Origin of the sequence: Haliscomenobacter sp. (assembly GCF_040403615.1) — a bacterium.
GTDB lineage: Bacteria > Bacteroidota > Bacteroidia > Chitinophagales > Saprospiraceae > Haliscomenobacter.
The window spans coordinates 1-23,359 of the sequence record NZ_JBBAKG010000054.1 but is presented as its reverse complement, the minus strand read 5'-3'; the positions used below and the strand labels follow the sequence as shown (position 1 = coordinate 23,359).

Below are 23,359 nucleotides of genomic sequence, written 5' to 3'. Positions count from 1 at the left end.
TTTAAGCAAAAGAATCATGTTGAATAAAAATATAGTACTGGCTGCCCTTTTGATGCTGTGTGGCATGGCCAGTTGGGCACAAAAAAACCTGCCTACCGAATCGGTAGACGTGATCAAACAGTTCAATGCGCGTTTGATTGATGCCGAGCGCTTCGTTGTACCACCTGTGTTGCCGGCCATTGATACGGCCAATCGCAGGCAGTTTTACAACATTTTGGCCAAGCCATTGAACATCAATTATCCAGCTCCTAAAATCCGGCCATTGGAATGGCGCAGCGATCCTACTGCCAACATTTACAAGACCTACTTGCAAGGTGGCTTGGGTCTTCCAGGTGCATTTTACTTTGATGGTTCACACGATTTTGTGGTCAAGGATAACCTGAATATCGGGGTGGACCTCAATCATTATTCTGCGGACAACAGCAAGAATATTGAAAACCAAAAATTCAGCACGACCCAGATCAATGGCAATGGCGTATACAAAACCGACAAGGGCTTTTCGGTGCTTGGAGACATTGGCTACAAAACCAATACGCTGTATTTCTACGGTTACAATGATTTGAAAGACGATTTTCCCGGACTGAAAGGCTTTGAATCTACTGATGTCAAGCAGCGCTTCAATACGTTTTACGCCAAGGCGAAAATCTACAACAGCGAACCAACTGTGGCAGATTTCAATTACAGCGCCAGTGTGGATTTGTATTCGCTTGCCGACAACTACGCAACCACCGAAACCGGGTTCAACCTAGGACTGACTGGCACCAAGTGGTTTGACAAAAAGCACCCGTTGAATTTGACCTTGCGAACAGATTTTACGGGTTATCAGGACACTACCAATCAAAGCCTGAATAACTTTTTCCTGCAACCCAATTTTGGGTTTCATGCAGATCGTTTCCGCTTAAAAATTGGGGCGAATATCGCTTCTCATGCCGATCAATTCTACATTTATCCAGATTTGGAAGCATCGGTGAATGTGGTCGACAACTTGATTACTGCCTTTGCTGGCGCTGAAGGTGGATTGCAAAAGAACAATTTCCGCAATCTGACCGATTACAACCCTTTCCTTTCTTCCCGCATCGATATCCGCAACTCGTTCTACACCAACTTTTACGGGGGTATTAAAGGCGAGTTCAAAGGGATAAAATACCGTGGACAAGTCGGGTTTAAAAAAGTGGACAACCTGGCTTTGTTTGTGAGCAATCGGGATTCGATTCCTCGTTTCAACGTGGTTTATGACACGGCGAACATTGTGACGATCAGTGGCGAAATCTCCACTCAGTTGTTTGAAAACCTGGGCATCATTGCGGCTTTCAGCCAAAACGTGTTTGACTTGCAAAGAGAGAAAAAACCTTGGCAACTGCCTTCTTTGTCCCTGAATGTGGGAGCCGTACTGACCATGCTCGATGAAAAGCTGAAAATCAGAGGGGATTTGTACCTGCAAAATGGCGTGCCAGCCAGGGGGGTAAACAATGAGGTCAAGACCCTCGATGCATTGATAGACGTCAGCGGCGCCGGGGAATACCAACTGACCGACAACATTGGCGTCTTTGTAAGGGTCAACAACCTGCTGAACAACCGCAGACAGCGCTGGGAGCACTACCAGGTACTGGGGCTCAATGCCCTGGTGGGTCTGACGGCGAGGTTTTAAGAATTGGTGATTTGATTTAAACACAAAGGACACAAGCATCGGCTGATACTTGTGTCCTTCGTGTTTTTAAGCTATTTATTAGAGCGCAGCTTCGCTGCCTTTGCTTTTTTCACCACCTTAGGATCTAAGATACCTGAGGTGCACCTTAGAATCCAAACTGTATTGCCTAAGGTGACTCTTAGGTGTCTGAAGTGACTAAGGTGGTGGAAATCAAAGCAGCGAAGCTGCCTGCGTCATGTACGTGATTAAGGAATCACCTTAGGCGCAGGGGCAAGATCACCGGCGCCCAGGATGCGGGTTACGCCTTTCTTCTTACCTACTGTTTTTGCAGCCAACTCAACCGCTTTTTCTACGTTGACGATTCCGCCGCTTTTGCACAAGGTGCTGAAATCTACCTTCTCATCTTCCGTACCTGGCTTGATGACTTTGCGGTTTTGTTTTACCGTTGAAGTCACCAGAATGTCCTTAACCTGATCAGCGGTGAGGTCAGGGAAGTAAGAGCGGATGATCGCTGCAACCCCGGCTACCATAGGCGCTGCCATACTGGTACCCTGGAGGTTTTCGTAGTGATTCTCAGGAGTAGTAGAATAAATTTCTTCGCCCGGAGCAAAAACGTCTACCAATTCCTGGTTGTAATTGGAAAAGTTTGCGGCCATGTTTTCGCCAATCGAGGGATTCACTGCGCCCACTTCAATCCAGTTGGTGGCAGATTTTTTACCCGGTTTTCCTTTTTTCTCAAAATGGTCGTTGGGGTAATTGTTGGTCAAGGTTAGGTTTTCACCATCGTTGCCTGCCGCGTGAATGATCAGGACATCTTTTTCCTGTGCGTATTTTACCGCAGCATCCACTGTTGGCTTATTCGGCGATTGGCCTTTGCCAAAGCTCATGTTGATCACGTCGGCACCATTGTCAACCGCGTACCGAATGGCATTGGCTACGTCCTTGTCGCGCTCGTCTCCATCAGGTACAGTGCGAACCGACATGATGCGCACATTGTCGGCTACGCCATCCATTCCGATGTTGTTGCCTCTTTTGGCGCCGATGATGCCTGCCACGTGGGTACCGTGCTTGCAGTCTGGGCCTTTCACGTCGTTGTTGCCGTAGTTCTTTTGAGTGAGGTCGGCATAATTGTCGCCTACAATGCTGCGAGAATCATAATCAATGTTGTAGTGGTAATTGGCTTTGGCGTTGTAATAATCATACGCTTCCAGGATTTGCCCAGCAATGCCTTTAAACGTATCGCCAGCTTCGATGCCCTGAATAAAGATTTGCTTAATGCCATTGATGCGTTGATCGCTGGTTTTGAAAGCTTTCAGGTCATTGAGTGAAGGATTTTCGTTCCCTATTGCTTTGATCATCTTATCGTACAACTCCTTGATGCCAGAAAATTGAGCCAAATTACCTGCTGCCCCTTTCTGGCCTTCTTCTACAATTTTTTTGTAGGATTCGTATTTGGCAAAATCAGCCTTATCCGCAGCGCTGATCGATGCAGCGTCCTTGCCGTCAAAGCGTTTTTTCAGGGCTGCGTACAATCTGGTTACTTCCAGGTTGTCGTACACTACGTTTTCGCCTTTGGCATTGCCGAGGAAACTCCAGCCGTTGATGTCGTCGATGTAGCCATTTTTGTCGTCATCGATGCCATTGTTGGGGATTTCGTCTTCATTGACCCACATCACGTCCTTCAGGTCTTCGTGCTTGTAGTCTACGCCAGAGTCCAACACCGCAACAACAACCGTCTTCCCTTTTTTCGTTTTGGGCAAACGTTGGTAAATCGACTCTGTACCCAAACCCGGAACTCCGTCTTTGGAGGGATCCAGGTTAAACCAATTCTGTGGCGCCTGAGCCATCATGCTGCTGGCGGCCATTCCTGCAACTAAAGTTACAATCAAGCAAAATTTGCGATTCATTTTCAGGTTTATTTGATCAAAATAGAAAAAAACAAAAATAGATCAACATCCGCGTATTCAAAGATCAAAGCAAATTATATCTTTAGCGTTGAACTGAATTTGCATGATGTTATTCATTTTCCACCTGCGTTTTTTTTTTCGCTGGTTGCGCTTTTATTTTCAAGCTGCTACTAAATACGATGTTCATTCTCCATTTGTTGCCGACTTTGTGCACTATATTGTGGAAGATGAGCGTCTTTTCTATGCTTTTCCTCACGTTGAGCGCATGCGCGCCCGGTTGTACCGCAACAATTTCCCTTTGGAAATCATCGATCTGGGCGCAGGCTCCAAGGTAAATGCCTCAAAAACGCGCACTGTGCGCAACATCGTACGGTACAGTGCCGTGTCTCAAGAAACGGGTCAACAATTGTTTAGAATCGTGGCGACCTACAAACCTAAACAAATTATTGAACTGGGTACCTCCCTGGGGATCTCCACTTTGTATATGGCTACAGCCGCTCCTAATGGACAAATCTTTACGGTAGAAGGTTGCCCAGATATTGCGGAAGTCGCGCAAATGAATTTTCAAAGACTGGAAATTTCCAATATTCAGCAGCGTGTTGGCCATTTCAAAGACGTTTTTCCGCAAATTCTCCAGGAAATCAAGCAACTGGATTTATTGCTCATCGATGGAGACCATCGAGCGGGAAATTCTGAGCATTATTTTGAATTGGCCTTGTCTAAAATTCACTCCAAATCGATAATTATCCTGGCCGATATTCATTGGTCTGCTGAAATGGAAAAATGCTGGCAAAAAATCAAACAACATCCGCGGGTCAAACTTTCTGTTGATTTGCTGCATTTAGGGGTCTTGTTTTTCGATGAATCCATCCGCGAAAAACAGCATCTCAGCATCATCAAGTGGAAATGGAAACCCTGGCGACTGGGTTTATTCAACATTAACAAATCCAGGGTCAAGACCGTTGAGTCTGTAGAAATTTAGTTTGTTTTAAAAAAAAGGTCAAGCACCGGAACGCAGTAAAGCCTTTAGGACACTTCCTATAAAATTTACCGCCATGAAAACTCCGTTTTTTACCTCCATTTTCACCTTGCTGCTGCTCAACGTACTCAGCGCCCAACCCAATCGAAAACTCGCCCCAGCCTTGGGTAAGTTTATGAATACCGAATTCATGGTCAAGTTTCACGACTTGAAACTTGAGGCCGAGAGTGCCGCCATGAACGTCATTGGCAAAGAGCAAAAACTGAAACCAGATGATTTTGCCAAAATACGCACGGCCTACAACCAGACCGCTCAACGTGCCAACAAGATCCTGGAAGGAATCAAACAGGATTTTCTGGATCCCAAAAAATTGAAATCCATCGAAGGCATGCCAGACTTGTATTCCGATGGATTGAAACTCCGCCTGATTGAATTGCAAGAATTTTATTCCGGCCATTTTCAACAAACCCTAGCCGATGCAACGGCAGATCAAGTAGACGGCAGCCCACTCCTGTTTATCATCACTGAATTGATCAGTCTTACTCGCGGACTCACCACTTATTTTGCGCAAATGCAACGGGAAGCCCGCATGTATTCCGAAGATTACCTGAATCAACACTTGGTCAAGCCGCACCGCTGGCGCTATTGGAATGAAGTCCAGTCGGGAGAAGGCAATGGCGACCATTACACCGACTACATCCAATACCACGACATCCAGACCAATCCCAATTCAACGGCTATTCCTACCCCAGATTTGAACAACTGGAACAACAACCTGAATAACCCCAACGGAACCAATGGAACCAACAGTTGGAATACCACCAACAACACTGGCTGGAATACCAATAACAATACCAACAATACAGGATGGAACACCAATACCAACACAGGTACGAACCCCGCTACCTGGAACAACAACAACTCCAACACCAACACGGGCACGACTACGGATCCTTTCAATACAACTGTACCTCCAGCACCAACTACCGACCCCAATGCCAACCAGGTTCCATTTCCGGTGGATACCGCAGTGGTAAAAATGCCTCCGGTAGATACGCTTTCCAACATCAATGATCCATTCAAATACAAGACGGATGGTGGGGCTGCGCCCAAAAGCAAGAATCCGGTATTGCCAGGGAAGACTACAGTGAAAAATCAAGCTCCGGTGGTTCCGCCTAAGAAACAGTTTTAACTTGGCAGCTTCGCTGCTTTATTTTCTACCACCTTAGGCACTTTAGGCACCTAAGAGTCAACTGAGTACGGTTTAAATGCAATTCTTAGGTGAGCCTAAGGTGTCTGAGGTGCCTAAGGTGGTGGAAAAAGAAAAAGTCAAATTGTGCGAACCTAACACCCAAAACAAACCCAAAACATAGAAAAATGAAACGCCTGTTTTTCCTCAACCTCTGCTTGTTTTTTTTCCTAAGCCAATTGCATACCCAAGAATTTCCGGGTGGTTTGATCCTGGACGACGAAAACACCTACAACCAAACCCAACGCCTGGATGCTCAAATCAACAGCAAGGCCAGCCTGCCCTTGGCTGTAAGTCTGGAGAGTTTTTGTCCTGAAGTGCGCCACCAGGGCGATATCTACTCCTGTGTGGGTTGGGCTGTAGGCTATGCGGGAATGACCATCCAGCGCGCTATACACAACCGCTGTACCGATCGCAACCTGATCAATGAAAATGCCCATTCTGCTTTGTTTGTGTTCAACCAAATCAAGCAGGATTGTAACAAAGGTGCCCGCCTGACCGATGCCCTGCGCTTCCTCAAAGAACGCGGAGATTGCCTGGCCAAAGAATTTGACTTTGACGTCAACGACTGCCAAAAAACACCAGCCCCTGCCCTTGCCCAGAATGCCAATCGTTTTGCGGTAGGCGATTTTGTAACCCTCTTTGAAAGCGATGCCAGTTTTGAGATCAAAGTCAAACAGGTCAAAAATGCCCTGGCGAGTTTCAAGGCGGTGATTGTCGGGATGAACGTGCGGCGCAATTTTTACAACCTCCAAAATGCCAAATTCTGGTGGCCCGAAATCGGCAATGTAACGCCCGCCGGGGGACACGCCATGGTGGTGGTGGGGTACGATGACCGGGCTGGAGCATTCCGACTATTCAATTCCTGGGGACAAAACTGGGGTGACAAGGGCTACATTTGGGTCAAATACGAAAACTTCGCCCAGTTTTGCAAATATGCCTACATCATCCAATTGACTGGTGGCCAAACGAACATGCAAGCCAGCAGCCAACCCACCGAAACCCGCCCTTTGACCCAATTGAGCGGCACCTTCGCATTCCAACATTTTACGGGTTACGACAATTACAACAACCAGGCACTGTTTGAAATCGACAGTGTGCGTTTTCAAAACGGTCGGTATGTACTCCCAAAACGGGACTGGCCCCTGGGTCAACTATTCCAACTGGTGGTCAATACCCAAAAAGCCGATGAATACCTTTACGTCTTGAGCATCGATGCCCAAAGGCAAATCCACGTCCATTTTCCCCGTCAGGAAGCATTAAATGTAAAATTTGCCGGACAAAACGAAAGCGCCCTGGTACTCAATCAGGGCAGTACTTTGGTTGTCCCAGGGCCCAACAAAGCACTCAAAATCGAAACACCTGGCACCGATCGTTTGATCGTGTTGTACAGCAGGCAGCCCATCAACGATCTTAAAGGGTTGGCGCAAGCATTGGCGCAATACCAGGGAGATTTTTGGCAACATTTGTTAAGAATCCTCAACCGACATGCGATTCCGCCCAGTGATATTCGTTATTACCCCAGTAAAATTGGATTTGAAGCATCGACACGTAGTGAAGGCTATATTGTACCTTTGCTACTGGAAGTGGAAGCGAAGTAGATATTGCTGCAAAAATATCCACAAGTCGTTGGAAATGCTTAAATTACCCCAAAAAAGACGGCTTCAAAAGCTTAAGTATGACGCAAAAAATTACTTCCCGATTTTTTGAGAGACTTTTGAATAGGAAGCTCACTTTAATGAACCGTTCGACTTCCTATTCAAAACCCAAAATCGGGAAGTTAATTTTTCTGCGTTAATAAACTCTTTTCCAAAATGAACAAGTTTATTGTATTGCTCAGCGGTATGTTGTTGTCATTCAGCTCTTTTTCCCAAGATGTGAGCCTGGATTGGAAAAATACCTTTGGTGGAACCGGAGCTAGCTTCCATCGGGTAATCGAAGCTGGAAATGGTTCGGTCATCGCGGTTGGCGAAACCACCACCCAAACCCTGGGCGGAAAGGACGGGCTGTTAGCCATTGTCAATTATAGCACCGGAGCAGTGGTGAAAGAAGCGCGTTTTGGCGGCAGTAAAGACGATGTCATTTTTGATGTAGCCCAAACCCCCCAAGGGTTCTTTATCCTGGCAGGGTATACGGAATCAATCGGACAGGGATCACGCGATGGCTGGCTGTTGCTGATCGATGAGAAAGGAAAAAAATTGCAGGAAAAATACCTGGGGAGTACCGGGAAGGATGAATTTCGCCAGATTGAAATCACCCCGGACGGAACGGCAATCGTATTGGCCGGATTCAAAAACGACCAAAAAGAGGGCGATGCCTGGTTGGTCAAGCTCAACTTGAAATTTGAATTGATCTGGGAAAAACAATTGGGCCGGGACAAATACGGCATACCCAGTGGATTGACCCTTACCGCCGATGGAGGTGCAGTATTCAGCGGCAATACCCGCAAGAGCGAAAACATCTACCTGGCCAAAATCGATGCCCGTGGCGCAGAGCTTTGGTCACAAACCTATGGAGGCAAAGACTACGAGGAAGCCCTCGATCAAATCAATACCCGCGATGGCAATTTTGCCCTGGCCGGACTAACCAAGACCCAAACTGCCGGAGACGCGGATGCCTGGCTGCTGAAAATTGCCAAAGACGGCAGCTTGCTCTGGGAAAGTCGGATAGGAAACCGGGATTTTGACGTAGCCAACACCTTGATCCAATACAACAACGGAGCTTACTGCCTATTGGGCAATTCCAACTCCTACCGTTCTGGTGCGCGTACAGCCAAAGCCCTGCGCATCCGGGCTGGCAGCGATGGACGCCGGGAATCAATTGGCTATTGGGGCGAAGGCAACAATGAATCCTGGGATGCATCAACTCTTTTACACGATGGAAGTATTGTAGTAGCCGGAAGAGAACCCGGAAAAGGGGCTTTTGTGGGGCGCTTGCCTTTTGCAGAGCAAGACAACCCGCCAATCATCGGCATTCGGGATCAGAACGCCGTTGAAATTGCCGAATTGAAACTGAACTCTCTAGACAATCAAAGCATCCAACGCAACGAAAATGCTTTCTTGAGCTTCCGTTTGAACAACAAATCAGGAGCAGAACTGAGCGACATCAAAGTGGAAGTAGAAGACCGTTCGGGCAATTCGCGGCTGGAATACTGGGCCATCAATTACCTTGGGCAAGTCAGCAGCGACCGCAGTGGCAAAACGGTGCGCATTCCCGTACGCAGCAAAGACATCAGCAATGGAGAGTACAATTTCAACCTGAAGGTGTCTGCTGGCAACAAGTACCTGACCGAAACCGATGTCAAATTGGTGACCAGAGTGCCCATGCCGGCCTCCCTACATATCGCTGCTTACAATTATTTTGCCAGTACCCGTTCCGATGAAATTACGCTGAGGGTCACCCTTGAAAACACGGGTGACGCCAATTCAGGTGCAACCGATATCAGCTTTTTACCACCCGCGGGCATCCGGGCCAATTCAGCAGCCAGTTCCAATATCGGCCCTATCGCAGCCAGATCAAAACGGGAAATCGACTTTCTGTTCAACAAAACACCGCAGTTTACCGGATCGTCGGTTAATATTGTGCTGGTGGTAAAAGAAGGAGGAACAGAAAAAATCCGCAAAACGCTCGAAGGCCGCAGTGGCGGTGGATTGGGCAATGGCGGAACCCTCTCGATTTGGACAGATCCAGACCCCAACGAAGGTGGGAACCGGGTAAAATCCTCCAACAATCAGCGCGAGATCAAAATGAACGTGGTATCGGATAAAGGCTTGGAACCCAAAAACTTCAAATTAAGGGTAAATGGCGTGGAAATGGAAGGCTCCAAGTTCAACGAACAAGAGCTGTCTAAGCCAAAAATAGATACCGGGTATTATTCCTACACCTACCGCAACAAAATCCCCTTGATCATTGGGGTCAACCGGGTGGAGGTCGTCATTGACGGCAAGCCTTCGGCTCCGATCTTCATCGAATACGCGCCGCAACGCTCCAATTTGTTCATCCTGGCCATTGGCCCGGCCCATAGCGACCTGATGTACACGGCTAAAGACGCCAAAGATTTTGCAGAGGCTTTTCGCAACCAGGGCGGTATAGAAAAACTCTATCCCAACGTCCATGTGCAGGAAATTACCAGCCTGGAAACCACCAACCTGACCGGAATCAAAGAAGCCGTTTACGACTTGAACTACATGTGGAAAGACAAGGTCATTTCACCCAGTGATGTCGTGATTGTCTTTTTGTCTTCCCATGGGAAAATCGTGGAAAATCGGTTCAAAATCCTACAAAGTGGCTACAATCCCAAATACGAAAATTTATCGGTGGATTACAAAACCGATATTTTGGAAGTGCTGAACAATCTCAATTGCAAGAAGTTGATCTTTTTGGATGCTTGCCACAGCGGCGGAGCCAAAGAAGGCTATGGTGGCTTGAGCAAAGCCGTGATTGACCTGGCCAAAGCCCAACCCGGGGTGAGCACTTTGTCTTCCTGCAAAGCAGATGAAAAATCTTACGAAGCCCAAAACTGGGGCAATGGCGCCTTTACCGAAGCAATTTTGGAAGCTTTTTCCAATGCCAGCTTCAGCGATAGCCGTGGAACCTACAATGCGGATACCAACAACGACCGCATTATCAACCTGGGAGAATTGTACGATTTTATACAACGCCGTGTACCTCAATTGGTCAAAACCGTGATCCCGAATGCCCCCACCAGTCAGGTTCCGTTTATGCCGGAAGATCAGCTGGATCGGACTATGCCGATTTATTTTATTCAAAAATAGCGTTTTTGAGTTTAGCACCTTCCGTTTCGATCCCTTCCTCACCACCGTTCCCTGAGCGTAGCCGAAGGGCGCGGTGGTGAGGAGGGGAACGAAATGGAAGGTGCTGAAAGCCCCAAAAACGCACACCGACTACCCATGAAAAAATCCCAAATTCCGATTTTAATCTTACTCATTTTTGCAAGTGGGTCTGCCTGGGCTCAGGTGGCCTGCCCTACAGCCAACCCCATTACGGTAACCCGCACTACGGGGAGTACGGGCACAAATGGTAGTCTGCCCTGGGCCATCAACTGCTTGAACAACGTTACGCCCCTTACCACCATCCAATTCAATATTCCTGGTGCAGGGCCGCACATCATTCAGCCGCTGATCAATGGGCCTTTTCCTACCATCACCAAAGCGAATGCATTTATTGATGGCAGTACCGATAATATTGTCATTGATGGTTCTTTAGGTGAGGGTCAGGGCTTGAACATCAGCGCCAATTCGGCAAAAATAGTGGGCCTAACCTTGCGCAATTTTGCAGCTACTGTCGCGCCATATCCGCTGCATTTCAATTCAGGAACCGGACATGAAGTCTCCAATTGCCAGATTTTTGACAATCAGGTAGGCATCTCGATTGCCCGCAGTGCTGGCGCAGTCAACATCAGCAGCAATTACATTGGCGTTGACAAGAGCGGCACCAATTTATCCAACAGTGTGGCGGGCATTCAATTTGAAGCCTATGCGGGTACGGCGGCGGCTCCAGTGGCCAACGTAACTACCAATATTATAGGCCAAAACACCATTGGAGTTCAAGTCGGAACAGCCCGCAATGTGGTGATCAGCAATAACAGTATATTTTGCAACCGCAGTGGGGGCATTTCGAGGGCCAGCGCCTTTACCATTCCAACGATTACCAATGCGACTACTTCACAAATTACCGGAACGGCCCCTGCTGCTTCCAAAGTGGAAGTGTATCGGGTAGACAACACCGGGTGTACGGGTATTCCCTGTCAGGGTAAAACTTTTCTGGGCACGGTAACAGCTGGTGCTTTTGGTACCTGGAGCTTGAGCATTACCTCAGGATTGTCCAACAATGACCAGGTCACCGCAACGATGACCCAAAGCAACAACACTTCGGAGTTTTCGGCTTGCAAAACGGTAGTAGATGTTTGCGCCAATTTCTTGGCCAGCATCAAAAGCAACAACGTCACATGCAACAAAGGCTCCGACGGATCGGCTACGGTAAGCACCAGCGGCGGCCTCAATCAGGGCATCAACTTTGTGTGGAACACCGCCGCTACCACCGCTACCATTTCCAATTTAAAAGCAGGGAATTACACAGTGACGGCAACCGACGGCGCAGGATGTCAATCTATACAACTTGTGATCATCAACGAGCCACCCGCAATTTCAATGCGTACAACGGTGGTGAATGTAGCGTGCAATGGCGACAAATCCGGCCAAATCAGTACCGTGGTAGCAGGTGGAAACAGCCCATATGCCTACAAATGGAGCAATGGTGCCACCACGGCCAATCTGGTCAATCTTGTGGCGGGTACTTACACCCTCACGGTCACCGACTTTTCCAATTGTACCAATACAACCCAGGCCATCGTCACTCAACCCAGCGCCATCAGCATCAACCTGAGCGCCACCGACTCCCTTTGTGCAGGCAGCAAAAATGGCACTGCCCAGGCAGTAGTTTCCGGGGGAACAACCCCTTATACCTACCTGTGGAGTACCGGGGCAACGACCAGCAGTATTGCAAATCTTGGCCCAGCCAATTATGGTCTAACGGTAACCGATCAGGCTCGTTGTCAGAAAACTGCGTTGTTTCAAATTTTCGAAGCAAGTCCTCTCAAAATCGATTCGGCAGTTGTCCAAATCAAGTGTGCAGGAGATACCACTGGAGAAATCAATATCAAGGTTAGCGGAGGAGCTGCCCCCTATCGTTATATTTGGGAAAATGGCGTGACCACCGCTTCCCGAAAAAACCTCAAGCCGGGTACCTACAAAGTTGGCGTGAGTGATGCGCTGGGCTGCACAGTGACCCTTCTTTTTACCCTCAAAGATCCAGCCCCCATCACAGCCAAAGTGGTAACCAGCGACCCTGCCTGTTTTGGATTGAATACTGGAACTGCCCTGGCAGATGTTTCCAGCCAGGGCCCCAATACTTTTTTGTGGAGTACCGGAGCAACCACAGGTTCCATCCAAAACCTGGGTGCAGGTCGATACGGACTTACCGTCACCAATGCCAATGGTTGCAAAGTCAGTTTTCCCTTTAGCATCAATGCGCCCAGTGTAGGAATAGATGTAGTAACCAAGGCCACCGACATCAACTGTTTTGGGGCCAGTACCGGCCAAATTCAAAGCAGCACTACCGGAGGCAAAGCGCCTTATACTTACCTTTGGACCACTGGCGCAACAACCGCAGATTTGTCCAACCTCAAAGCAGGAACTTATGGGCTGAGCGTGACTGACCAAAACGGCTGTGCAGATACAGCAACGGTTTTGATTACTGCTCCCATTCAGTTGCAAGCAGTAATCATCGGCACCAATGCAAGCTGTGGCAATCCATCCGGCACAGCAAAAGTAACGGTTTCTGGTGGAACCAATCCTTATGCCTATCTTTGGAGCAACGGCGCGACCACCTCCGCCATCAGTAATCTTGCTGCCAATACCTATAGTGTTAGCGTCACCGACAAACAAGGTTGTTTGGTCAATACCAGCATCCCGATTACCCAGTCAGCAGCTTTGGCACTTACACTCAACGGTACAGACATTCCCTGCAATGAAACCAATACCGGAACGGCTGCAGTACAAGTCAGCGGAGGTACTGCGCCTTATCGCTATGCCTGGAGCAATGGCGCCACCACTTCGGCGCTTACAGCTTTGGCGCCAGGCGATTATGCAGTAACGGTTACTGACGTTAATGGCTGTCAAGGCAATGGAACTCAAAAAGTAGGATCTGCGCCAAAACTCAACCTGCAAATTGCTACAACCAATGTGTTGTGCAATGGCCAAAATACGGGTCAAGCCACCACAAGTGTAACGGGTGGAACCCCAGCCTATGTCTACCGCTGGAGCAATGGCGCAACCACGAGCAACATTAACAATCTGGCGGCGGGCAATTTTAGCCTGACCGTAACAGATTCCAAGCAATGTACCCAAAATCAAAGCATCACCATCACGCAACCTACCGCGCTCCAGGCCACCGCTGCTTTTAACCGGGAAACCAGTGCCAATGCCAAAAATGGATCGGCCAGCGTCAGCGCTACAGGCGGTACTGCGCCTTACAGTTTCAAATGGAGCACCGGAGCAACGACTTCTGCCATTGCTGGCCTGGGGCAAGGGCAATACACGGTCACCGTACAGGATGCCAATGGTTGTAACCTGGTACGCACCGGAACAGTGGGTGGAGACAGTTGCCCTTCCTTAAGTGTTTCGGGCATTGCCACCGATTTGGCCTGCGCTGGGGCAGAAACCGGCTCAATAAGTCTATCCGTCATTGGAGGGACTGCACCTTATACTTATACCTGGAACAATGGGGCCAACACCTCAAATTTGACAGGATTGAATGAAGGCACTTACGCCGTAACCGTCACCGATGCCAAGGGGTGTACTGGAAATTTTAGTTCAACCCTTAAGGCAGGCAGCAGGATGCCCAAACCCCTGTACGGCATTGTAGCCCCGGATACCGTTTGTGGCAACGAAACCTTTACTTTGCGCGCCGATGACCTATTTCCGGGTCCTAAAGTGAGCTACGTTTGGCAATTGCCCAATGGGCAAGAGTTGAAATCCAGTACCCCCTCGCTAAAACTGAAGGCAAACAGCAGCGAATTTGCCGGAGAATACACGGCTTACCGGGATTCGGCGGGCTGTAAATCCAGCATTTTTGGCCCGGTGATCGTGGATGTTGTTTCCCTTCCGGCCAATAGTTTCAGTGCAGGCAGGGATACCACTCTCTGTCAGGGCAACAGTATAGCGCTCAAGGCCAAAGCCCCCACCAGCGGGAAGGCCAGTTGGTTGTCGCTTTCTACCAAAGTTTCGGTGCTGGATCCCAATTCTCCCAACACTACTGTACAAAACCTGAACATTGGCGCCAACCGTTTTGTGTGGCGAATTGCCCTGGGAAAATGCGTACAGGCCGCAACAGATACGGTCATTGTTTTTTTGGAAAAAGCGCCCATTTTGGCGGATGACAAATACACCATCGAGCGGGCCCAAGATGTAGCGGCCATGAATATCCTGCTCAACGACAATTTGGCGGGCATCAAAGACACCACCATTTCCTGGACGGGAGCACCTGCGCAGGGCAATTTTGAGTTTATCCCCGGCAACAAAAGTTTCCGGTATACCGCTGAGCCAGATTTCAGAGGCATCATTCAGTTTCAATACATTGTGTGCAACAAAGCCTCCGCTTGTGCTACCCCTTGCGATTCCGCCAACGTAAGCATCGACGTATTCAACCTGCCCAAACCTACTGATGGATTGGTACTCGAAGATCCTGGACCCAATGGCAGCCTGCAAATCAGGGGATTGCAGGGTTTCAGCAGCGTAGACATTACCATCACCAATCGCTGGGGAGACCGGGTGTACCGCAATGAAAACTACGACAACAATGCCCCTTGGCGCGGCCATTCAGGCGACAATGGCCCGTTTCTTCCTCCTGGCGCTTACTATTATGTGATCAGTGCCTTTGACGATGGCAAACTGGTGGGCAAACCCCAAACCGGAGCTATTTATTTGTTCAAAAAGGAAAACCCTTAAAAACCGACACCATGAAAACCCAACATATCCTCTTACTTTGTTTTGTTTTTTTGGCTTGCGGCCTGCGCGCCCAACAGCTGCCCAATTTCACGATTTACCGCGACCAGTGGAACGTGATCAATCCGGCAGCCTTGTCCAACAACTACCTCATCAATGAGTTGAATTATACGGTGGGTGCGTCTTATCGGCGCAACTGGCTCAACGTACAGGACGCACCACAAACCGGAATTCTCAATTTTGAGATGGTTATGGAAGAGCAAAATTCGGTGATTGGGGCGCATGTCATCAGCGACAAGACCGGAAAACTGGGTCAAACCGGATTTTATGGCCATTATGCCTATATCCTCGACATGGGTGGGCGAACTGATCGTGCCCTCGTGATTGGATTGGGGGCAGGATTGGTGCAATACGGCGCCAAATTGAGTGAAATCGACTTTCCGGATTTGGCCAACCGCCCGGCCATCAATGACAATTTGCTTTTCCCGGATTTTTCGCTGGGTGCATTTTTTTACGAAGAAGACAATTACTACCTGGGGGTTTCGGTACCACAGGTTTTTGGCTTGGATACCAAATTCAAAGCGGAAGATGCCCGCTATGATGTCAAGCGATTGCCGCACGTATATGCAGTAGCCGGCAAATATTTCGATTCATTTTTGGGCAACAGTACTTCTTTTCTGGAAGTATCCAGTTGGTTGCGTTATGTACCCAATGCGCCAATCAGCATCGATGTCAACGGAAGATTACAGATCAGTGAATTGTATTGGGCTGGACTGGGGTTTGGAGCAGCAGCATCCGGGCAACAAAAAACCTTTTCGGTACGCGCAGAAACGGGTTTTGTACTGGGCGAACAAGTCCGCATCGAGAACGGGCAGTTCAAGCTGGGCCTCGCTTATGACCAGCCGCTAGCAGCCCCTTTGGGGCGGTATTTTGGAGGCGCATTCGAGGTACATTTGCTGTATTCCTGGTGGAAATAAGTTTTTCACAAGTCATCCTCGTCAAAATCTACATCAAACCAGTCGTCTTTGAACCCATCGATTTCGCGGCGCTCCTTTTTGGTGGGTCGCCCGGTGCCTCGATCCCGAAACTCGATTCCCCCTTTGCCCACAAACCATTCGTTGTATTTGTTGAGTTCTTCGGGTGGCGTCATGTTTTCGTAACAGGTAATGGCAATCGGTGCGGCCACCCGGTTTTTGAGCAATTCAATCACCTTGAACTGAAAACTAAAGCCATTTTTTTTCAATTCAATCACCTCTCCCCTACCAATGTTATAGGAAGCTTTGATGGGAGCGCCGTTGATTTTGACACGCCCTCCTTTGACTGCATCGGAGGCCATAGTACGCGACTTAAACATCCGCACCGTCCAAAGCCATTTATCGACGCGAATTTTATCCATGATTTATTTTTGTAAAGGTGGATATTCCATATGGAGTTTTTCCAGGGTCTCCACCAGGGTTTTTGCAATGAGGTAATCGCGGTACCAACGCTGGTCTACGGGCACTACCGTCCAGGGAATGGTACTCTGATTCAAAACATCTTCGTAACAACGCATGTAATCGTCCCATTGTTCCCGTTCTTTCCAGTCATTGGCATTGTGTTTCCAAAATTTTTCCGGGTCGGTTAAGCGCTGGTTCAATTCAACTTCTTGCTGTTCCTTGGAAATGTGCAACATGAATTTGCAAATGATGGTATTGCAATCGTAATTCAGCAACTCTTCAAGGGCATTGATGGACGCGATGCGTTTTTTAACGCGGTCTTCGTCTATCCATTTGTGTACCCGCTGGATGATCACATCTTCATACTGCGAACGGTTGAAAATATGGATCAAGCCTTTGGGGGGAGCGTTTTTGTGGATGCGCCACAAAAAATCATGGGCAAATTCTTCTTCGGTGGGCTTTTTGAAACTGATGACCCTCAAACTATTGGGATGACATTCTTTGAACACGTTGTCTGTTGCGCCGTCTTTGCCACTGCCGTCCATTCCCTGAAAGATGACCAGTAATCCATATTTTTTTTGCGCAGTGAGGATGTCCTGCAACTTGGCCAAACGCTCTACATATTCCTGGGTAAGCTCTTTGGTGGCTGCTTTGTCCAATTCAGCGGGCGCATCAGTCGAAATCTTTGCAATCTTGATCATTGTAAATGAATCGATTAAGAATAAAAATAAAAAAGCCTGCTTTAACGTAACGGCATTTATTGCTCATTGCGGAAAAGCAGGCGTGTAAAATAAAGATTACCACTAAATAAACAAGCTATTTTTTTGTAAAAGCGTAGTCCTGGCTTTTTGCCCGAACATGACAATTGTTGCAAGTGTTGGAACTATTGCGGGAAGTGATTTTACCTGCGCTGTCCAGCTGAATCCATTCCCAGCCATTGTGGGCAGCATTGTAAGTTCCGCCACGTTTTACCATGGCTACAATTCCGTAGCCGCCAAGAACTTCTTTGACAAAAACAGTACCATTTGGATATTGTCCATTTTGGTCACGGACTGCATTGGTTTGTTTGATCCAAACCGTACGGGCAGCGTCAGTGTGGGCACGGCCATCGTCAGATTGGGCTTTGCTGAGCTGAACCACCACAGTCCAATTGCGGAAGCCCTGAAAATCGGCATCTGTAGCAATGTACTCATTGGGTGATGTTGGGGTTGGAATGGGTACAACGCCATCGCCTTTTTCTTTGGTACAAGATCCTAGAAAAAGAATGGTACCCATTAAGAGTAGGCTGAGAGAAAGCATTAGTTTAGACATGGTCAATCAGGTTTTGACCACAAAGGTACAGAAAAAGGGCACTTTGGAAGGTCGCCGGAAGGACGCTTCCTACACTGCAAATGTCGCTTATTGTACATTGGCAATGTCTCTTGCTTGATGGAACAGGATTTATGCCTTCATCCGCGCGCGCTTCACCAGGTAAGTTTGCAAAATGTTCTTAAAGCCTTGATTGATATCGGCTTCTACAAAGTCAATTTTGTATTGTAAACATTTCATTTTGAGCTCTTCCATAAATTTGGCCATTTGCTCCACGTAATGCTTTTTGATTTGATTGGATTGCAAGCGCAGTTTTTCGCCTGTTTCCATGTCTATAAAGAGGTAAGGTCGGTTTTCAAACTGAAAATCGATTTCTTTGGCTTTATCAACTACGTGAAAAAGTACTACCTCGTGCTTGTTGTGCTTGAGATGCTGAAGGGCAGAAAACACCACATCCATCTCTGCATGGTGCTCAAACATGTCGCTAAAAATCACCACCATGGAGCGTTTGTGAATGCTGTCGGCAATCTGGTGCAAGGCAGCAGCAGCAGCGGTGGTTTTGTTGCGTTCAGGGTTGTTGAGCAAGCGATCCAGATGCGACAACAACAGTCTGTAATGTGTAGTACTCGACTTGCAATTGGTATGGAGGTTGACATTGCTATCAAACAAAGAAATTCCAAATGCATCCCGTTGCCTTTGCAACAAATTCATCAATGAAGCAGCGGCCAAGGCGGAAAACATGAGTTTATTAACGTAAGGCTTTTGACCAGTATCTTCAGGAAAATACATCGACGACGAACCATCGATGACGATCTGACAACGCAGGTTGGTTTCTTCCTCAAAGCGCTTGGAAAACATTTTGTCAGTCCGGGCGTACACCTTCCAGTCGATGTTCCTGGTCGATTCTCCCTGGTTGTACAAGCGGTGTTCTGCAAATTCTACCGAAAAACCGTGAAAAGGGCTTTTGTGCAAGCCGATAATGAATCCTTCCACTACTTGCTGAGCGAGTAATTCGAGGTTACCAAGGTCGCGTACTTCGTAGTTGTCGAGTAACTTCATGATGAAATTTAAGAATAAACGCAAGAAAGCCTTTAGTGTTTTGAGGCACTAAAGGCTTTAAAGTAAATAAGAATTTATGGCATCTCCGAACTTGTTGCATTTTTTCGCAGCAAGTTCTTCAAATCAGCCAAATTCTAAAGCGTATTTCAATTGTCCGCATTGGAATTTGCCAGCGCTGCTTAAGATTTCACCTCTATTGCTACGCCCAAAGTTGCATCCAATTTATTGGCCAAAGCTTGCTTGGATGCAATTCCAACGTGTTTATGAATTACCACACCATCTTTGAGGATCAACAAAGTTGGGATACTGCGGACTTCATACTTCATCGCTACTTCCGGGTTATTGTCTACATCCAGCTTGCCTACCAGCGCTTTATCTTTGTAGTCTGCATATAGTTCTTCAACTACTGGAGCAATGGCACGACAAGGTCCGCACCAGGTTGCCCAAAAGTCAACCAATACAACTCCTTCAGAGGTCTTCTCAGTGAAGTTTGAATCCGTGAATTCGAATGCCATGTTGTGACAGTTTATTTTGTTAAAATTTATTTACGTTTGATAACAGCTTAGACGTTGATGAAGTTTCAAAGATACTGAATTGGATGGATTTAATGTCCGCATTTAGACATGTTGAAATGAACTATCTTTGACAAATTTGAAACCAAAAACAACAGTCCAGGCGCTAAATAGCAGAAAATGAGAAACTTAAAATGGAATTTATTTTGGATCATTGCTGGAGGTTTTGCACTCTCATTGAAATTTTTTTTGGGAAATGAATCCAAATTAGTAGAAGATTGGTACAGCCGAGGCTTGTTTATCGGCGTGCGGTACACTTTTGAGTTGCTGTCCTGGATGCCCATTCCCCTGATGTATCTTTTTTGGCTCATGGTATTGTGGGGTGCCTGGAAGAAAATCCAAAGTTGGCGCAAAGATGGTTTTGCCATCGGTCAATTTCTTTTGGGAACGGCGTCTTTCCTTGGCGCATTACTGTTTTTCTTTTTTACGCTGTGGGGGTTCAACTACAGTCGAGTACCTATCGAGCGCCAGTTGGGGTTGAGGTTGAAGCCGTTGAACAAGGTTGAACTGGACAGTGCGTTCCAGCGGGAAACCCTTCTTTTGATTTGCCTGCGGGCAAAAATTCCTCATGCCCAAAACCGGGCGCTGGGTAGAACCGATTTCCCAAAAAAACTGGAACGCAGTTTGAGTGAAAGTTTGGAGTCTTGGTTGTCGGACCAACATTTCCCAACGCCAGGTCGGGTGAGGGGGCGCTTGTTGTACCCCGAAGGCGTTTTTCTGCGCTTCAGCACGGCGGGTTTGTACTTTCCCTACACCGGCGAAGGCCACATCGATCCGGGTTTGGCCCCCTTGCAATGGCCGTATACGCTCAGCCATGAGCTGGGGCACGGCTATGGTTTTGCCGACGAGGGTACCTGTAATTTTTTGGCGCTGATGGGCTGTGATCGATCAAGAGACCTCGCCATCCGCTATTCAGGTCGGCTCAATTATTGGCGAACCCTGGCAGGGCAACTGCGGAGGTATGATTCAGAGGCATTTCAAAAAATGCGGGACAAGTTGCCAAAAGAAATTCAACTGGATTTGGAAGCGATCAACACCGCCTTTTTGCGGTTTCCGGATTTTGTGCCGGATCTGCAACCGCGCATCTACAATGCTTACTTGAAAAGCCAAGGCATTGCCGAAGGTGTGCTGAACTACGACCGGGTGGTGATGCTGGCGGAAGCATATGCTGAAAGGACGAATGAATAGAATAAGGGGCGAATGTTTTAGCCCCCCGCTTTTTTCGTTTGGGTATATCCTTTTTCCAGCAACAGCTGCACTACCCTATCGCGGTGATCGCCCTGAACGATGATTTCGCCGTCTTTGGCAGAGCCGCCTACGCCACATTTGGTTTTGAGGTATTTGCCCAATTCTTCCAGCGCAGACAATGGCCCGGAGAAACCCGTGATCAGGGTTACTTCTTTGCCGCCGCGTTGTTTGCGGTCAATAAAAACCCGGAGTTTTTGCTGGTTGGCGGGTGCTTCAACCGCTTCTTCTTCCGCTTCGTACTCGTATTTAAAATCAGGGTCGGTGGAATACACTACTCCAGTTCGACCCTTGTTGTTGTCTTTTTTTGACATGGTGTAATTGATTTATGCTGTGAAGCAGGTCAAAATTAAGTTTTTTTTGGTTGTACAAAATTCAAAATGGCATCCCAATCTGAAGTTGCAAACAAGTGCCAAAACCCATCCCGGCGCATCCAGGTCAACTGGCGTTTGGCGTAGCGGCGGCTGTTGCGTTTGATCAGTTCAATGGCTTCGTCACGGGATATGTTGCCTGCAAAATAATGAAACAATTCTTGATAGCCTACGGTTTGCAGGGCATTCAAGTGGCGTTGGTCAAACAAAGCGCGGGCTTCGGCTTCCAGGCCGTTGGCCAACATTTGATCCACCCGTTGATTGATGCGCGGATACAATTCTTCGCGCGGTACATCCATCCAGAGGTAGATGGGGGTAAAAAATCGCGGCGGGGCCTCTTGCGTCCGAAAACTGGAAAAAGTCCCCCCTACTCTACATACCGAAATGGCGCGGATCAAGCGGTGTGGATTGGCACGGTCTACCTGCTGAAAATACACAGGATCGCTGGCCGCCAATTCCGCTTGTAAGGCTTCGATTCCGGCGCTTCGATACAAATCTTCTACTGCTTGACGAACTTCGTTGGGCACTTCTGGAAAGACGTCTAACCCTTCGCACAAGGCTTTGATGTACAAGCTGGAACCGCCGGCCAGGATTACTACCGAATGCTGTTGAAAAAGGCGCTCCAAGAAATTCAGGGCATCTCGTTCAAAATCACCAACACTGTATTCATCTGCAATCGAAAGGCTGTTGATGAAATGGTGGGGCACTTGCGCGAGTTCCTCCGACCTGGCTTTGGCAGTACCAATCGATATTTCGCGGTAAAACTGGCGGCTATCGGCAGAAAGAATTTCTGTTTGAAAATGTTGGGCCAGGCGGATGGACAGTGCGGTTTTTCCACTGGCGGTGGGGCCACCTACCACAATGAGGTATTTTTTCTCGGGAAAAACGATGCTTGACTTCACTGGCTTCTACTTGTTTTGCGACTGCAAGTTGAAAAAGTTTCTTCGTTTTCAAAAATCAAAACTATTTAAACCGGGTTACTTACCTTTACTGCCTGATACAAATTTGAGATCAGATGCTTTACTACTTGGTTCGGCCCATTGCTCGCTTGGGAACATACCTGTTTTTTCGAAAAATATATTTTGCCAATGAGGAGCGTATTCCTCGGGACAAACCGATCATTTTAGCCATCAATCACCCTACCGGTTTTTTGGAACCCATCATTATGGCCGTACTATTGAGCAAACCCCTCCATTTTTTGGTACGGGGTGACTTTTTTTCCAAAAAATTCTACGGCACCCTGTTGCGGGCACTGCACATGATTCCAATCTTTCGCATGCGCGACACAACCGGATTCAGTGGCGTGAAAAGCAATTTCTCTACTTTTGAAGCCTGCTATGCAGGCCTAAAGGAAGGCAAGATCATCATGATTTTCCCAGAAGGCCGTACGGTACTGGAAAAACGCCTGCGGCCATTGCAGCGTGGTTTGGTGCGCATTGCCTTTGGAACCCTCGAACGTTATCCCGAAATAGAAGACCTTTATGTTGTTCCAGTTGGCGTCAATTTTACCGATGGCCTGCAACCCAGAGGGGAGGTCATGATCAATTTTGGAGAACCCCTTTCCATGCGTTCATTTTACCAGACGGGAGCAAATAGCGAAGGAGACGCCCTATTGGAAACCCTGGCAACGGAAATGGCAAAAAACATTGTCATCGTGGAAAACCCAGCCGATGATGAATTGGCGGAGGGTCTATTTGACCTCGATCGAACCGAGCGCAATCCGAAAATCTTTCCAATATTGGATCGGGATGCAACGTATTTGTGGCGCGAAAAAGCCATTGCTGCGCGGATCAATACTTGGTCGGCTGAAACCAAAAACAAGACCAAAGACAGCGTAAGTGCATATTTTAATGCCCTCGAACAGGCAAACATCAACGATAAAGCCATCAGCAGCTCAGTTGGGTTGGGAAATTGGTTGTTTCTAGTGTTGGGCTTTTTGCCAGCCTGGCTTGGACGCATTTTTTGTTTTCCTCCTGCTTATCTCGCTTGTTACATCCAGGTCAAGCGGGTGCGCCGCTTGGAGTACAAGTTGCCAGTTTGGGCGGTAGTGTCCTGGTTTTC

General features: G+C 47.8%; 17 protein-coding genes. 9 read left to right on the top strand and 8 right to left on the bottom strand.

Going from position 1 to position 23,359, the window contains the following annotated elements; all coding sequences use genetic code 11:
* Window positions 1-16: 16 nt before the first annotated feature.
* Window positions 17-1,648: a porin family protein gene (locus ABW391_RS17270; RefSeq protein WP_353483149.1), complete on the top strand. Its 1,632-nt coding sequence runs from the start codon at window positions 17-19 to the stop codon at window positions 1,646-1,648.
* A 245-nt stretch (window positions 1,649-1,893) separates the two neighbouring features.
* Here ABW391_RS17270 and ABW391_RS17265 read toward each other — a convergent pair whose 3' ends face one another.
* Window positions 1,894-3,555: a S8 family peptidase gene (locus tag ABW391_RS17265; protein WP_353483148.1), complete on the bottom strand. Its 1,662-nt coding sequence runs from the start codon at window positions 3,553-3,555 to the stop codon at window positions 1,894-1,896.
* Between the two features lie 103 nt (window positions 3,556-3,658).
* On the opposite strand from ABW391_RS17265, the gene ABW391_RS17260 reads away from it, so the two are divergent.
* The 6 genes from ABW391_RS17260 (at window position 3,659) to ABW391_RS17235 (ending at window position 16,284) form a co-directional block, all read left to right on the top strand.
* Window positions 3,659-4,537, top strand: coding sequence for an O-methyltransferase (locus ABW391_RS17260; RefSeq protein WP_353483147.1), 879 nt, complete (start codon window positions 3,659-3,661; stop codon window positions 4,535-4,537).
* Window positions 4,538-4,610: 73 nt separating this feature from the next.
* Window positions 4,611-5,726: a hypothetical protein gene (locus ABW391_RS17255; RefSeq protein ID WP_353483146.1), complete on the top strand. Its 1,116-nt coding sequence runs from the start codon at window positions 4,611-4,613 to the stop codon at window positions 5,724-5,726.
* A 185-nt stretch (window positions 5,727-5,911) separates the two neighbouring features.
* On the top strand, window positions 5,912-7,384 hold the full coding sequence (locus ABW391_RS17250) for a C1 family peptidase (RefSeq protein ID WP_353483145.1): 1,473 nt from the start codon (window positions 5,912-5,914) through the stop codon (window positions 7,382-7,384).
* A gap of 213 nt (window positions 7,385-7,597) precedes the next feature.
* Entirely contained in the window at window positions 7,598-10,558 is a 2,961-nt protein-coding gene (locus ABW391_RS17245; protein ID WP_353483144.1) for a caspase family protein, read from the top strand.
* A 135-nt stretch (window positions 10,559-10,693) separates the two neighbouring features.
* On the top strand, window positions 10,694-15,310 hold the full coding sequence (locus ABW391_RS17240; protein WP_353483143.1) for a T9SS type B sorting domain-containing protein: 4,617 nt from the start codon (window positions 10,694-10,696) through the stop codon (window positions 15,308-15,310).
* Between the two features lie 11 nt (window positions 15,311-15,321).
* Window positions 15,322-16,284 carry a PorP/SprF family type IX secretion system membrane protein gene (locus ABW391_RS17235; protein WP_353483142.1) on the top strand — a complete coding sequence of 321 codons (963 nt, stop codon included), beginning with the start codon at window positions 15,322-15,324 and terminating at the stop codon, window positions 16,282-16,284.
* Window positions 16,285-16,289: 5 nt separating this feature from the next.
* Here ABW391_RS17235 and ABW391_RS17230 read toward each other — a convergent pair whose 3' ends face one another.
* The 5 genes from ABW391_RS17230 to trxA form a co-directional block, all read right to left on the bottom strand.
* Window positions 16,290-16,703, bottom strand: coding sequence for an RNA-binding S4 domain-containing protein (locus ABW391_RS17230; protein ID WP_353483141.1), 414 nt, complete (start codon window positions 16,701-16,703; stop codon window positions 16,290-16,292).
* Window positions 16,704-16,706: 3 nt separating this feature from the next.
* Window positions 16,707-17,444, bottom strand: coding sequence for a PPK2 family polyphosphate kinase (locus tag ABW391_RS17225; RefSeq protein ID WP_353483140.1), 738 nt, complete (start codon window positions 17,442-17,444; stop codon window positions 16,707-16,709).
* 115 nt (window positions 17,445-17,559) lie between these two features.
* The gene (locus ABW391_RS17220; RefSeq protein WP_353483139.1) at window positions 17,560-18,054 is read right to left on the bottom strand and encodes a cytochrome P460 family protein; all 495 of its coding nucleotides are present in this window, start codon (window positions 18,052-18,054) and stop codon (window positions 17,560-17,562) included.
* Window positions 18,055-18,183: 129 nt separating this feature from the next.
* Window positions 18,184-19,110 (bottom strand): DUF58 domain-containing protein, encoded by a 927-nt coding sequence (locus ABW391_RS17215; RefSeq protein ID WP_353483138.1) that lies wholly within the window; start codon window positions 19,108-19,110, stop codon window positions 18,184-18,186.
* A 179-nt stretch (window positions 19,111-19,289) separates the two neighbouring features.
* Window positions 19,290-19,625: a thioredoxin gene (trxA, locus tag ABW391_RS17210; protein ID WP_353483137.1), complete on the bottom strand. Its 336-nt coding sequence runs from the start codon at window positions 19,623-19,625 to the stop codon at window positions 19,290-19,292.
* Between the two features lie 177 nt (window positions 19,626-19,802).
* Here trxA and ABW391_RS17205 point away from each other — a divergent pair, with 177 nt between their 5' ends.
* Complete coding sequence (locus tag ABW391_RS17205) at window positions 19,803-20,870, top strand: DUF3810 family protein (RefSeq protein WP_353483136.1); 1,068 nt, start codon at window positions 19,803-19,805, stop codon at window positions 20,868-20,870.
* A 17-nt stretch (window positions 20,871-20,887) separates the two neighbouring features.
* Here ABW391_RS17205 and ABW391_RS17200 read toward each other — a convergent pair whose 3' ends face one another.
* A complete protein-coding gene (locus tag ABW391_RS17200; RefSeq protein ID WP_353483135.1) occupies window positions 20,888-21,241 on the bottom strand; it encodes a translation initiation factor in 354 nt (117 codons plus the stop codon).
* A 35-nt stretch (window positions 21,242-21,276) separates the two neighbouring features.
* A complete protein-coding gene (miaA, locus tag ABW391_RS17195; protein WP_353483134.1) occupies window positions 21,277-22,200 on the bottom strand; it encodes a tRNA (adenosine(37)-N6)-dimethylallyltransferase MiaA in 924 nt (307 codons plus the stop codon).
* Between the two features lie 113 nt (window positions 22,201-22,313).
* On the opposite strand from miaA, the gene ABW391_RS17190 reads away from it, so the two are divergent.
* A partial coding sequence (locus ABW391_RS17190) for a 1-acyl-sn-glycerol-3-phosphate acyltransferase (RefSeq protein ID WP_353483133.1) occupies window positions 22,314-23,359 on the top strand: 1,046 nt, incomplete at its 3' end.

Bases quoted from the DNA above. Each gene is read 5' to 3' on its own strand.
- ABW391_RS17270 (WP_353483149.1), top strand. From the start codon at position 17: ATGTTGAATAAAAATATAGTACTGGCTGCCCTTTTGATGCTGTGTGGC.
- ABW391_RS17215 (WP_353483138.1), bottom strand. From the start codon at position 19,110: ATGAAGTTACTCGACAACTACGAAGTACGCGACCTTGGTAACCTCGAA.
- ABW391_RS17255 (WP_353483146.1), top strand. From the start codon at position 4,611: ATGAAAACTCCGTTTTTTACCTCCATTTTCACCTTGCTGCTGCTCAAC.
- ABW391_RS17230 (WP_353483141.1), bottom strand. From the start codon at position 16,703: ATGGATAAAATTCGCGTCGATAAATGGCTTTGGACGGTGCGGATGTTT.
- ABW391_RS17260 (WP_353483147.1), top strand. From the start codon at position 3,659: ATGATGTTATTCATTTTCCACCTGCGTTTTTTTTTTCGCTGGTTGCGC.
- ABW391_RS17225 (WP_353483140.1), bottom strand. From the start codon at position 17,444: ATGATCAAGATTGCAAAGATTTCGACTGATGCGCCCGCTGAATTGGAC.
- ABW391_RS17250 (WP_353483145.1), top strand. From the start codon at position 5,912: ATGAAACGCCTGTTTTTCCTCAACCTCTGCTTGTTTTTTTTCCTAAGC.
- ABW391_RS17245 (WP_353483144.1), top strand. From the start codon at position 7,598: ATGAACAAGTTTATTGTATTGCTCAGCGGTATGTTGTTGTCATTCAGC.
- ABW391_RS17235 (WP_353483142.1), top strand. From the start codon at position 15,322: ATGAAAACCCAACATATCCTCTTACTTTGTTTTGTTTTTTTGGCTTGC.
- ABW391_RS17240 (WP_353483143.1), top strand. From the start codon at position 10,694: ATGAAAAAATCCCAAATTCCGATTTTAATCTTACTCATTTTTGCAAGT.
- ABW391_RS17220 (WP_353483139.1), bottom strand. From the start codon at position 18,054: ATGTCTAAACTAATGCTTTCTCTCAGCCTACTCTTAATGGGTACCATT.
- ABW391_RS17265 (WP_353483148.1), bottom strand. From the start codon at position 3,555: ATGAATCGCAAATTTTGCTTGATTGTAACTTTAGTTGCAGGAATGGCC.
- ABW391_RS17205 (WP_353483136.1), top strand. From the start codon at position 19,803: ATGAGAAACTTAAAATGGAATTTATTTTGGATCATTGCTGGAGGTTTT.
- ABW391_RS17200 (WP_353483135.1), bottom strand. From the start codon at position 21,241: ATGTCAAAAAAAGACAACAACAAGGGTCGAACTGGAGTAGTGTATTCC.
- trxA (WP_353483137.1), bottom strand. From the start codon at position 19,625: ATGGCATTCGAATTCACGGATTCAAACTTCACTGAGAAGACCTCTGAA.